This window comes from Streptomyces sp. LARHCF249, assembly GCF_052871255.1.
Genome location: NZ_JBIXJQ010000017.1, coordinates 125,480 through 137,730, shown reverse-complemented (window position 1 = coordinate 137,730; position 12,251 = coordinate 125,480). Strand labels below are relative to the sequence as shown.

Here is a 12,251-nt window from a genome sequence, read left to right as displayed (position 1 = left end):
GGCCGGCGTCGCCCATCGGGCCGCCGATCTCGAAGCGGCCGGTCGGGTTCACCAGCAGCCGGTAGCCCTCGGTGTCCAGCTTGATGCCGTCCTCGATGAGCTGGGCCAGCACGTGCTCGACGACGAACTCGCGGATGTCGGGAGCGAGCAGCGAGTCCAGGTCGATGTCCGAGGCGTGCTGCGAGGAGACGACCACGGTGTCCAGGCGGACGGCCTTGTCGCCGTCGTACTCGATGGTGACCTGGGTCTTGCCGTCGGGACGCAGGTACGGGATGGTCCCGTTCTTGCGGACCTCGGAGAGCCGCTTGGAGAGCCGGTGCGCCAGGTGGATCGGGAGGGGCATCAGCTCGGGGGTCTCGTCGCAGGCGTAGCCGAACATCAGGCCCTGGTCGCCGGCGCCCTGCTTGTCGAGCTCGTCCTCGTCGCCCTCGACCCGCTTCTCGTAGGCGGTGTCGACACCCTGCGCGATGTCCGGGGACTGCGCGCCGATGGACACCGAGACGCCGCAGGACGCGCCGTCGAAGCCCTTCTTCGAGGAGTCGTAGCCGATCTCGAGGATCTTGTCGCGGACGAGCTGCGCGATCGGCGCGTAGGCCTTCGTCGTCACCTCGCCCGCGATGTGCACGAGGCCCGTGGTGATGAGGGTCTCCACGGCGACACGCGAGGTGGGGTCCTCGGTGAGGAGCGCGTCGAGGATCGTGTCGCTGATCTGGTCAGCGATCTTGTCAGGGTGGCCCTCGGTGACGGACTCCGAGGTGAACAGACGACGGGACACAACGCTCCCTGGGGTTGCAGCGGCTGCTGGCTGATCATTTGTTGGAACCACACCAGAGGCTGCGCCTGATCACGTTCCGCATGCAGTTTATCGGTTGCCACCGTTCACCGGTCCACCCGTCTCGCCTTATGGGAGCCGTGTGACCTGCGGCACTCCATTCTGGCCCACGGACGCGGCAAGGAGAAGGGAGGCGTGTCAGGCGCGTCGCGCCGACAGGCGGGCGCCCACCTGGTCCCACACCAGGTCCGCGAGGGCTTCCTTCGGACCATGGGGGACGGGGAGCTCGGACCCGTCGGAGGCCAGGATCACGGCCTCGTTCTCCTCAGAACCAAAGGTCTTGGTCTCGCCCACCTCGTTGACGACGAGGAGGTCGCAGCCCTTGCGCCGGAGCTTGGCCCGGCCGTTGGCCAGTACGTCGTCCGTCTCGGCGGCGAATCCCACGACGACCTGCCCCTCCCGGGCCCGGTCGGCGGAGATCTCGGCGAGGACGTCGGGGTTGCGCACGAGGGCGACCGGCGCGGGCTCCTGCCCGTCCTTCTTCTTGATCTTGCCGCCCGCGTACTCGGCGGGCCGGAAGTCGGCGACGGCCGCGGCCATCACCACGGCGTCGGCGTCCGCCGCCGCCTTGAGGACGGCCTCCCGCAGCTGTACGGCGGTCCCCACGCGCACGACGTCCACCCCGGCCGGATCGGCCAGCGCGGTGTTGGCCGCCACGAGCGTGACCCGGGCGCCCCGCGCGACGGCGGTGCGGGCGAGGGCGTACCCCTGCTTGCCGGAGGAGCGGTTGCCGAGGAAGCGGACCGGGTCCAGGGGTTCCCGGGTACCGCCCGCGCTGATCACCACGTGCCGTCCGGCGAGGTCCGGCGCGCTCGCCCCGCGGGCCAGGACGCTCCGGCACACCTCGAAGAGCTCCTCGGGGTCGGGCAGCCGGCCCTTGCCGGTGTCCTTGCCGGTCAGCCGGCCCACGGCGGGCTCGATGACCACGGCCCCGCGCCGCCGCAGCGTGGCGACGTTCTCCTGGGTGGCCGGGTGCTCCCACATCTCGGTGTGCATGGCGGGGGCGAAGACCACCGGGCAGCGGGCGGTGAGCAGGGTGTTGGTGAGCAGGTCGTCGGCCAGCCCGTGGGCGGCCTTGGCCAGCATGTCGGCGGTGGCCGGGGCGACCACGACGAGGTCGGCGGACTGTCCGATGCGCACGTGCGGCACCTCGTGGACGGTCTCCCACACCTCGGTGGAGGCGGGGTTGCCGGACAGCGCGGCCCAGGTGGCCTCGCCGACGAAGTTCAGGGAGGCCGCCGTGGGCACCACCCGCACCTCGTGCCCCGACTCGGTCAGCCGGCGCAGCAGCTCGCACGCCTTGTAGGCGGCGATCCCACCGCTCACCCCCAGCACGACCTTGGGCTTACCCATCCGCACACACCCCTTTGGCCCCTTTGTACAAGCTCGACGAACGGGCTCGACGAACAAGCCCGAGAGTACCCATGACACACCACAGGCCCGGCAGATGTTCTGCCGGGCCTGTGGCGAAAGGAATTCTCGGTGCCTTACTGAGCCGGGGCCTCGATGGCCTCGGAGGTCAGCAGACCCGCGTTGATCTCGCGCAGCGCGATCGAAAGCGGCTTCTCGTGGACGTGGGTGTCCACCAGCGGGCCGACGTACTCGAGCAGGCCCTCACCGAGCTGCGAGTAGTACGCGTTGATCTGACGCGCGCGCTTGGCCGCGTAGATCACGAGGCTGTACTTCGAGTCCGTGGCCTCGAGCAGCTCGTCGATCGGCGGGTTGATGATGCCCTCGGGCGCAGTAATGGAAGAGGACACGCTCTACCTTCCGAAGATGGGGGAAAGATCATAACGATCATGTACTGGCACTGACCGGCCCAGAAACATCGATCGACGATCAGACAACGTTCATCAAGGCTAGCAGCTCGCGTGCTACGTCCTCGACGGAGGTGTTGACAAGGGTGCTGTCGAACTCGGATTCGGCAGCGAGTTCGATCTTGGCCGTATCGAGCCTGCGCTCGATGACCTCGGCCGATTCGGTGCCCCGGCCGGTGAGCCGGCGGACCAGCTCGTCCCAGCTCGGCGGAGCCAGGAAGACCAGCTGGGCATCGGGCATGGACTCGCGGACGAGCCGTGCGCCCTGGAGGTCGATCTCCAGCAGTACCGGCTCGCCGTTGTCCAGGCGTTCCAGTACCGCGCCGCGCGGTGTGCCGTAGCGGTTGCCCGCGAACTCGGCCCACTCCAGCAGCTCGCCATTGGCGATCAGCTTGTCGAACTCGTCGTCGTTGACGAAGAAGTACTGGACTCCGTGTCGCTCACCGGGCCGCGGCTTGCGGGTGGTGGCCGACACCGAGAGCCAGACCTCTGGGTGGACCTTGCGCATATGCGCGACGACCGTGCTCTTGCCGACCCCCGAGGGGCCGGAGAGCACGGTCAGCCGCGGACGAACCTCTGCTGCCATAAAGCGATTATCCAGGTTCCAGAGACTGCCTGAGAACGCCGGAAGGACTTAGGGCGGCGCGTCAGCCGGCAGGAGTGCCGAACTCACGCTCCAGAGAGGCGATCTGGTTGGAGCCGAGACCTCGAACACGCCGGGACTCGGAGATGCCGAGGCGCTCCATGATCTGCTTGGCGCGCACCTTGCCCACGCCAGGCAGGGACTCCAGCAGGGCGGAGACCTTCATCTTGCCGATGACGTCGTTCTCCTGGCCCGTCTTGATGACCTCCTGGAGGGAGGCGCCGGAGTGCTTGAGTCGATTCTTCACCTCGGCCCGCTCCCGGCGAGCCGCGGCGGCCTTTTCGAGCGCGGCTGCGCGCTGTTCAGGGGTAAGGGGCGGAAGAGCCACGCCTACGTCACCTCGGATGTCGAACTGTCGGATACGGACCGGTGGGGAACCCGAGGGCACCACACCTGCGAGCTCCCGAACAGCGGTATTACTCGTTCGCTGCGCGTTCACTCTGCTCGGAGACTAGCGGCCATGGCCGCTCCAGTCAGCGAGAACGGACGAAAAGTCCTGGTCAGCCTCCACTGAACCGTACATCACGGACAAAATACCCCTGTTTTGTCCGGTGAAAGACGTTCGAATTTCGTCAAACCTTCCGGTCCGCGGAGACGGCGGCCCGGATTTCCTCCGCGAAGGCGGTCGCGCTCGCGCGCAGGGCGGCGACATCCGGCCCGTGCTTCAGCACGCCCCGCGACACGTTCGGCACGACATTGCCCACGGCCTTGCCGAACACCGCCGGCAGGTCCGCCGCCGTGGCCCCCTGCGCCCCGATGCCCGGCGCCAGCAGCGGCCCGTTGATGTCCAGGTCGAAGGAGGACAGGTCGCCCAGCGTGGCGCCGATCACGGCCCCGAAGGAACCCATGGGCGCGGCGCCCTCGTTCTCCGCCGCCAGGTGCGCCAGCATCGTCGCCCCGACGGACCGGCCGTCCGCACGTACCGCCCGCTGCACCTCGGCCCCTTCCGGGTTCGAGGTCAGGGCCAGCACGAACAGCCCGGCCCCCGACTCGCGCGCCAGCGCCACCGCGGGCTCCAGCGAGCCGTAGCCCAGGTAGGGGGAGACCGTCAGCGCGTCGGAGAAGAGCGGCGAGGCGGGGTCCAGGAAGGCCGCGGCGTACGCCGCCATCGTCGAACCGATGTCGCCCCGCTTCGCGTCCATCACGACCAGCGCGCCCGCGGCGCGGGCGTCCGCGACCGTCCGCTCCAGCACCGCGACACCCCGCGAGCCGAACCGCTCGAAGAAGGCCGCCTGCGGCTTGAAGACCGCCACCGAGTCCGCCAGCGCCTCGACGACCGTACGGGAGAAGCGCTCCAGGCCCGCCACGTCGTCGGCCAGGCCCCACTGCGCCAGCAGGGCCGCGTGCGGGTCGATGCCCACGCAGAGCGGGCCGCGGGTGTCCATCGCCTCGCGGAGGCGGGTGCCGAACGGGGTCACAGTGCTCACTTCGCGGCCTTTCGGGTCTCGGCGCCCACCGCTTCGGCGAGCGTCGCGTACGGGCTGGCGGCCAGGCGCGCCGCCAGGCCCTTGTGGATGGCGCGGGCGTAGGACGGGCCCTCGTAGATGAAGGCGCTGTACCCCTGGATCAGGGTCGCGCCCGCCAGGATCCGCTGCCAGGCGTCCTCGGCGTTCTCGATGCCCCCGACACCCACGAGGACCAGCCGGTCCCCCACACGGGCGTACAGGCGGCGCAGGACCTCCAGGGAGCGCTCCTTGACGGGGGCGCCGGACAGCCCGCCGGTCTCCTTGACCAGCTCGGGCGAGGAGGTCAGCCCGAGGCCCTCACGGGCGATCGTGGTGTTCGTCGCGATGATGCCGTCCAGGCCCAGCTCCAGGGCCAGGTCCGCGACGGCGTCGACGTCCTCGTCGGCCAGGTCCGGGGCGATCTTGACCAGCAATGGGACCCGGCGGTCCGGCACGGCCCGGTCCGCGGCCTCGCGCACGGCCGACAGCAGCGGGCGCAGCGACTCCGTCGCCTGGAGGTTGCGCAGCCCCGGGGTGTTCGGCGAGGAGACGTTCACGACGAGGTAGTCGGCGTGCCGGGCGAGGCGCTCGGTCGAGGCGACGTAGTCCGCCACCGCCTCCTCCTCGGGCACGACCTTGGTCTTGCCGATGTTGACGCCGACGACGGTCTTGAAGACCGGTGTACGGGCGGCCAGGCGCTCCGCGACGGCCGCCGAGCCCTCGTTGTTGAAGCCCATCCGGTTGATCAGCGCGCGGTCCGGCACGAGCCGGAAGAGGCGCTTCTTCGGGTTGCCCGGCTGCGCCTCGGCGGTGACGGTGCCGATCTCGATGTGGTCGAAGCCGAGCATCGACATGCCGTCGATGGCGACGGCGTTCTTGTCGAAGCCGGCCGCGAGGCCGAAGGGGCCGTGCATCCGCAGGCCGAGGGCCTCGGTGCGCAGCTCCTTGAAGCGCGGGGCGAGCCGGGCCGCGGCGAGGGTGCGCAGCACGGGGGTCCGGGCGGCGAGGCGGATCCAGCGGAAGGCCAGGTGGTGGGCATGCTCCGGGTCCATCCGCTTGAAGACCAGGTTGAAGAAGAGTCGGTACGTCGTCACTGTCGAGAGGTTCCCTCTGCGCTCATGGAAAGGGGGACACCGTCGTGAAACCGGTGTCCCCCTCCCCGTGTCCGGGCTGTTCGGGCTGGCTAGTCGCGGGCCGCGGTCAGGTGCTCCGCGTGCTCCTGGAGGGAGCGGACGCCCACGTCGCCGTGGTTGAGTGCGTCGATGCCCTGCACGGCCGCGGCGAGGGCCTGGACCGTGGTCAGGCACGGGACGCTGCGCGCCACGGCCGCCGTGCGGATCTCGTAGCCGTCGAGGCGGCCGCCGGTGCCGTACGGGGTGTTGACGATCAGGTCGACCTGCCCGTCGTGGATCAGCTGGACGATGGTCTTCTCGCCGTTCGGGCCCTCGCCCTCGCTGAGCTTGCGCACCACGGTGGCGTTGATGCCGTTGCGGCGCAGCACCTCGGCGGTGCCGGAGGTGGCGAGCAGCTCGAAGCCGTGGGCGACGAGCTCGCGCGCCGGGAAGATCATCGAGCGCTTGTCGCGGTTGGCGACGGAGATGAAGGCGCGGCCCTTGGTGGGCAGCGGGCCGTAGGCGCCGGCCTGCGACTTGGCGTACGCCGTGCCGAAGACGGTGTCGATGCCCATGACCTCGCCGGTGGAGCGCATCTCCGGGCCGAGGACGGTGTCCACGCCGCGGCCGTGGATGTCGCGGAAGCGCGACCACGGCATGACGGCCTCCTTGACGGAGATCGGCGCGTCGAGCGGCAGGGTGCCGCCGTCGCCGGTCTTCGGCAGCAGGCCTTCGGCGCGCAGCTCGGCGATGGTGGTGCCGAGCGAGATGCGGGCGGCGGCCTTGGCGAGCGGGACGGCGGTCGCCTTCGAGGTGAAGGGGACGGTCCGGGAGGCGCGCGGGTTGGCCTCCAGGACGTAGAGGATGTCGCCGGCCATCGCGAACTGGATGTTGATCAGGCCGCGCACGCCGACGCCCTTGGCGATGGCCTCGGTGGAGGCGCGCAGGCGCTTGATGTCGTAGCCGCCGAGGGTGATCGGGGGCAGGGCGCAGGCCGAGTCGCCGGAGTGGATGCCGGCTTCCTCGATGTGCTCCATGACGCCGCCGAGGTAGAGCTCGGTGCCGTCGTAGAGGGCGTCGACGTCGATCTCGATGGCGTCGTCGAGGAACCGGTCGACCAGCACGGGGCGGGTCGGGGAGATCTCGGTGGACTCGGCGATGTACGACTCGAGGCGGGCCTCGTCGTAGACGATCTCCATGCCGCGGCCGCCGAGCACGTAGGACGGGCGGACGAGGACCGGGTAGCCGATCTCGTCGGCGATGGCCTTCGCACCCGTGAAGGTGGTGGCGGTGCCGTGCTTGGGGGCGGGCAGTCCGGCGTCGGCGAGGACCTGGCCGAAGGCGCCGCGGTCCTCGGCGGCGTGGATGGCCTCGGGCGAGGTGCCGACGACGGGTACGCCGTTGTCCTTGAGCGCCTGGGCGAGGCCGAGCGGGGTCTGGCCGCCGAGCTGGACGATGACACCCGCGATGGGGCCGGCCAGCGACTCGGCGTGGACGATCTCCAGCACGTCCTCGAGCGTCAGCGGCTCGAAGTACAGGCGGTCGGAGGTGTCGTAGTCGGTGGAGACGGTCTCCGGGTTGCAGTTGACCATCACGGTCTCGTAGCCGGCGTCGCTGAGCGCGAAGGAGGCGTGGACGCAGGAGTAGTCGAACTCGATGCCCTGGCCGATGCGGTTCGGGCCGGAGCCCAGGATGATGACCGCGGGCTTCTCGCGCGGGGCGACCTCGCTCTCCTCGTCGTAGGAGGAGTAGAAGTACGGGGTCTTCGCGGCGAACTCGGCGGCGCAGGTGTCGACCGTCTTGTAGACCGGGCGGACGCCGAGCGCGTGCCGGACCTCGCGGACCACGTCCTCGCGCAGGCCGCGGATCTCGGCGATCTGGGCGTCGGAGAAGCCGTGCCGCTTGGCCTCCGCGAGCAGCTCGGGGTGGAGCTTGTCGGCGGCGGCCAGCTCGTCCGCGATCTCCTTGATGAGGAAGAGCTGGTCGACGAACCAGGGGTCGATCTTCGTGGACTCGAAGACCTCCTCCTGGGTGGCGCCGGCGCGGATGGCCTGCATGACGGTGTTGATGCGGCCGTCGGTCGGGCGGACGGCGGTGGCGAGCAGCTCGGCCTTGTCGCCGGGCTCGCCGACGAAGGTGAACTGCGAGCCCTTCTTCTCCAGGGAGCGCAGGGCCTTCTGGAGCGCCTCGGTGAAGTTGCGGCCGATGGCCATGGCCTCGCCCACCGACTTCATGGTGGTGGTGAGGGTGGCGTCGGCGAGCGGGAACTTCTCGAAGGCGAAGCGCGGGGCCTTGACGACGACGTAGTCGAGGGACGGCTCGAAGGAGGCCGGGGTCTTCTCGGTGATGTCGTTGGGGACCTCGTCGAGCGTGTAGCCGATGGCCAGCTTGGCGGCGATCTTGGCGATCGGGAAGCCGGTGGCCTTCGACGCGAGCGCCGAGGAGCGGGAGACGCGCGGGTTCATCTCGATGACGATGACGCGGCCGTCGACCGGGTCGATCGCGAACTGGATGTTGCAGCCGCCGGTGTCGACGCCGACCTCGCGGATGATCGCGATGCCGATGTCGCGCAGCCGCTGGTACTCGCGGTCGGTCAGCGTCATCGCCGGGGCAACGGTGATGGAGTCACCGGTGTGGACGCCCATCGGGTCGAAGTTCTCGATGGAGCAGACGACGACGACGTTGTCCTTGGTGTCGCGCATCAGCTCGAGCTCGTACTCCTTCCAGCCGAGGATGGACTCCTCCAGGAGCACCTCGGTGGTCGGGGAGAGCGTGAGGCCCTGGCCGGCGATGCGGCGCAGCTCTTCCTCGTCGTGGGCGAAGCCGGAGCCGGCGCCGCCCATGGTGAAGGAGGGGCGCACGACGACGGGGTAGCCGCCGAGGGTGTCGACCCCCGCGATGACCTCGTCCATCGTGTGGCAGATGACCGAGCGGGCGGACTCGCCGTACCCGATCTTGGCCTTGACGGCCTCGACGACGCCCTTGAAGAGGTCGCGGTCCTCGCCCTTGTTGATGGCCTCGACGTTGGCGCCGATGAGCTCGACGCCGTACTTCTCCAGCACACCCTGCTCGTGCATGGAGATCGCGGTGTTCAGCGCGGTCTGGCCGCCGAGGGTGGGCAGCAGCGCGTCGGGGCGCTCCTTCGCGATGATCTTCTCGACGAACTCGGGGGTGATCGGCTCGACGTAGGTGGCGTCGGCGATCTCCGGGTCGGTCATGATCGTCGCCGGGTTGGAGTTCACCAGGATGACCCGCAGGCCCTCGGCCTTGAGGATGCGGCAGGCCTGGGTGCCGGAGTAGTCGAACTCGGCGGCCTGGCCGATGACGATCGGGCCGGAGCCGATGACCAGGACGGACTGGATATCGGTGCGCTTAGGCACGCTCGGCCTCCATCTGGGCGGTTTCCATCAAAGACGTGAAGCGGTCGAAGAGGTACGCGGCGTCGTGCGGGCCGGCAGCCGCCTCGGGGTGGTACTGGACGCTGAAGGCCGGCTGGTCGAGCAGCTGGAGCCCCTCGACGACCTGGTCGTTCAGGCAGACGTGGGAGACCTCGGCGCGGCCGTAGGGGGTCTCGGAGACCTTGTCGAGGGGCGCGTCCACGGCGAAGCCGTGGTTGTGCGCGGTGACCTCGACCTTGCCGGTGGTGCGGTCCTGCACCGGCTGGTTGATGCCGCGGTGGCCGTACTTCAGCTTGTAGGTGCCGAAGCCGAGCGCGCGGCCCAGGATCTGGTTGCCGAAGCAGATGCCGAAGAGCGGGGTCTTGCGCTCCAGGACGCCCTGCATGACGCCGACGGGGCCGTCGGCGGTGGCGGGGTCGCCCGGGCCGTTGGAGAAGAACACGCCGTCGGGGTTGACCGCGTACACGTCCTCGAGGGTCGCGGTGGCGGGCAGCACGTGCACCTCGATGCCGCGCTCGGCCATCCGGTGCGGGGTCATGCCCTTGATGCCGAGGTCCACGGCGGCCACGGTGAACTTCTTCTCACCGATGGCGGGGACGACGTACGTCTCCTTGGTGGCGACCTCGGCGGCGAGGTCGGCGCCCGTCATCTCGGGGGCCTGGCGGACCTTGGCGAGCAGCATGCCGTCGTCGGCGATCGCGTTGCCGGAGAAGATGCCGACGCGCATGGCGCCGCGCTCGCGCAGGTGGCGGGTCAGCGCGCGGGTGTCGACACCGCAGATGCCGACGACGCCCTGCGCGACCAGCTCCTCGTCCAGCGAGCGCTGCGAGCGCCAGTTGGAGGGGACGCGGGCGGGGTCGCGTACGACGTAGCCGGACACCCAGATGCGGGAGGATTCGGGGTCCTCGTCGTTGACGCCCGTGTTGCCCACGTGCGGGGCGGTCATCACGACGACCTGGCGGTGGTACGACGGGTCGGTGAGGGTCTCCTGATAGCCGGTCATGCCGGTGGAGAACACGGCCTCGCCGAAGGTCTCCCCGTGCGCGCCGTAGGCGCGGCCGCGGAAGATCCGACCGTCCTCCAGGACAAGTACGGCGGGAGTTTTGGCTGCTCCCCTGGTGGAGGTCGTCATCGTTCGGCGCCTTCCGTCGTGATGGATGAGTCGGATGAGTTCATGAGGTTGATCGCCTCGACCCAGGCGGCGTGCTCGGCCGCGCGGTCGGAGCGGAATCCGGAGTCGATCAGCTTGTCACCGTGCGCCCAGGTGACGACGAGCAGACCGCCCTCGGTGAGTACCTTGCCCGCGATTCCCTTGTCGAGGCGGGCGCCGCGCAGCTGCGCGGCCGGTACGAAGAAGTCGTTGGCCCCCGGACGGACCACGTCGAGGCCCACGTCGGTGAGCGTGAGCTCGACCCGGCTGCGCAGGCCCAGCCCGTGGGCGACGATCCGGTCGAGCCACTGCCCGGCGGTGGTGGACCCGTGGTACCGGCCGGTCAGGGCCAGCCGGTGCTCGGGGAGACCGTCGGGGGCGGCGGGCAGCTCCGGCAGATCGTTCTGCAGAGCGCCGCGCCATTTCCAGCCTTGCCGCATGAGCCAGTACACGAACGCGACGAAGACGGCCAGGCCGACGACCCACGCCATGCGTGCGCCGAAGCTGGTCACCTCCGCCGACTGTCGTTCGGCGGCCTCGGCGGCCAGTTGGATTACTGCAGGTGTCACGCCAGCGTCCCGTCCACGACCGTTGCCCGGCCCCGCAGGAAGGTGTGAGTGACGCGCCCCGGCAGCTCACGGCCCTCGTAAGGCGTGTTGCGGCTGCGGGAGGCGAAGTGTGCGGGGTCCACGACACCACGGTACGAGGTATCGACCAAGGTCAGGTTCGCGGGTTCACCTGCCGAGACGGGCCGGCCGTGGTTCTCCAGGCTGCCGATGCGCGCCGGGGCGAAGGACATCCGCTCCGCGACACCCGCCCAGTCGAGCAGTCCGGTCTCCACCATCGTCTGCTGGACGACGGAGAGCGCGGTCTCCAGGCCGACCATGCCCATGGCGGCGGCGGCCCACTCGCAGTCCTTGTCCTCGTGCGGGTGCGGGGCGTGGTCGGTGGCGACGATGTCGATCGTGCCGTCGGCGAGCGCCTCGCGCAGGGCCATGACGTCGCGCTCGGTGCGCAGCGGCGGGTTGACCTTGTAGACCGCGTTGTACGAGCGGACGAGCTCGTCGGTGAGGAGGAGGTGGTGCGGGGTGACCTCGGCGGTGACGTCGATGCCGCGGGACTTGGCCCAGCGGACGATCTCGACGGAGCCGGCGGTGGAGAGGTGGCAGATGTGCACGCGGGAGCCGACGTGCTCGGCGAGGAGGACATCGCGGGCGATGATCGACTCCTCGGCGACGGCCGGCCAGCCGCCGAGGCCGAGCTCGGCGGAGACGACGCCCTCGTTCATCTGGGCGCCCTCGGTGAGGCGGGGCTCCTGGGCGTGCTGCGCGACGACGCCGCCGAAGGCCTTCACGTACTCCAGGGCGCGGCGCATGATCACCGCGTCGTCGACGCACTTGCCGTCGTCGGAGAAGACGGTGACGCGGGCGGCGGACTCGTGCATGGCGCCCAGCTCGGAGAGCTGCTTGCCCTCCAGGCCGACGGTGACGGCGCCGATGGGCTGCACGTCGCAGTAGCCGGACTCCTTGCCCAGGCGCCAGACCTGCTCGACGACGCCTGCGGTGTCGGCGACCGGGAAGGTGTTCGCCATGGCGAAGACCGCGGTGTAGCCGCCGGAGGCGGCGGCGCGGGTGCCGGTCAGGACGGTCTCGGAGTCCTCGCGGCCCGGCTCGCGCAGGTGGGTGTGCAGGTCGACGAGGCCGGGGAGGAGGACCTGGCCCTCGGCCTCGATCACCTGAGCGCCCTCTGCCGACAGGTTCGTACCGACCTCGGCGATGGTCTCGCCGTCGATCAGGACGTCCTGCGCCTCGCCACCGAGTACCTTCGCGCCACGGATCAGGATCTTGCTCATCT

The 12,251-nt window shown here is 70.0% G+C and carries 11 protein-coding genes; all 11 read right to left on the bottom strand.

Translation table 11 applies throughout. The features are described from left to right. A partial coding sequence (gene metK, locus ACIPUC_RS34185; protein WP_446594264.1) for a methionine adenosyltransferase occupies positions 1-775 on the bottom strand: 775 nt, incomplete at its 3' end. 195 nt (positions 776-970) lie between these two features. Next, positions 971-2,185 (bottom strand): bifunctional phosphopantothenoylcysteine decarboxylase/phosphopantothenate--cysteine ligase CoaBC, encoded by a 1,215-nt coding sequence (coaBC, locus tag ACIPUC_RS34180; protein ID WP_446594263.1) that lies wholly within the window; start codon positions 2,183-2,185, stop codon positions 971-973. Between the two features lie 134 nt (positions 2,186-2,319). After that, positions 2,320-2,592, bottom strand: coding sequence for a DNA-directed RNA polymerase subunit omega (gene rpoZ / locus ACIPUC_RS34175; protein ID WP_004948662.1), 273 nt, complete (start codon positions 2,590-2,592; stop codon positions 2,320-2,322). Positions 2,593-2,671: 79 nt separating this feature from the next. Further along, positions 2,672-3,235, bottom strand: a complete 564-nt coding sequence (gene gmk / locus ACIPUC_RS34170) for a guanylate kinase (protein ID WP_446594262.1) — start codon at positions 3,233-3,235, stop codon at positions 2,672-2,674. A 61-nt stretch (positions 3,236-3,296) separates the two neighbouring features. Further along, positions 3,297-3,620, bottom strand: a complete 324-nt coding sequence (locus ACIPUC_RS34165; RefSeq protein WP_008740406.1) for an integration host factor — start codon at positions 3,618-3,620, stop codon at positions 3,297-3,299. Positions 3,621-3,864: 244 nt separating this feature from the next. Then, complete coding sequence (gene pyrF / locus ACIPUC_RS34160) at positions 3,865-4,719, bottom strand: orotidine-5'-phosphate decarboxylase (protein ID WP_446594261.1); 855 nt, start codon at positions 4,717-4,719, stop codon at positions 3,865-3,867. Further along, entirely contained in the window at positions 4,716-5,831 is a 1,116-nt protein-coding gene (locus tag ACIPUC_RS34155; RefSeq protein WP_446594260.1) for a quinone-dependent dihydroorotate dehydrogenase, read from the bottom strand. The genes pyrF and ACIPUC_RS34155 overlap by 4 nt, the downstream gene beginning before the upstream one ends. Before the next feature lie 89 nt (positions 5,832-5,920). Then, entirely contained in the window at positions 5,921-9,229 is a 3,309-nt protein-coding gene (gene carB, locus ACIPUC_RS34150; protein ID WP_446594259.1) for a carbamoyl-phosphate synthase large subunit, read from the bottom strand. Next, positions 9,222-10,379, bottom strand: coding sequence for a glutamine-hydrolyzing carbamoyl-phosphate synthase small subunit (carA, locus tag ACIPUC_RS34145; RefSeq protein ID WP_446594258.1), 1,158 nt, complete (start codon positions 10,377-10,379; stop codon positions 9,222-9,224). Before carA ends, carB begins: the two co-directional genes overlap by 8 nt. After that, a complete protein-coding gene (locus ACIPUC_RS34140; protein WP_446594257.1) occupies positions 10,376-10,966 on the bottom strand; it encodes a PH-like domain-containing protein in 591 nt (196 codons plus the stop codon). Before ACIPUC_RS34140 ends, carA begins: the two co-directional genes overlap by 4 nt. Next, positions 10,963-12,249, bottom strand: coding sequence for a dihydroorotase (locus tag ACIPUC_RS34135; RefSeq protein ID WP_446594256.1), 1,287 nt, complete (start codon positions 12,247-12,249; stop codon positions 10,963-10,965). Before ACIPUC_RS34135 ends, ACIPUC_RS34140 begins: the two co-directional genes overlap by 4 nt. Positions 12,250-12,251 lie beyond the last annotated feature (2 nt).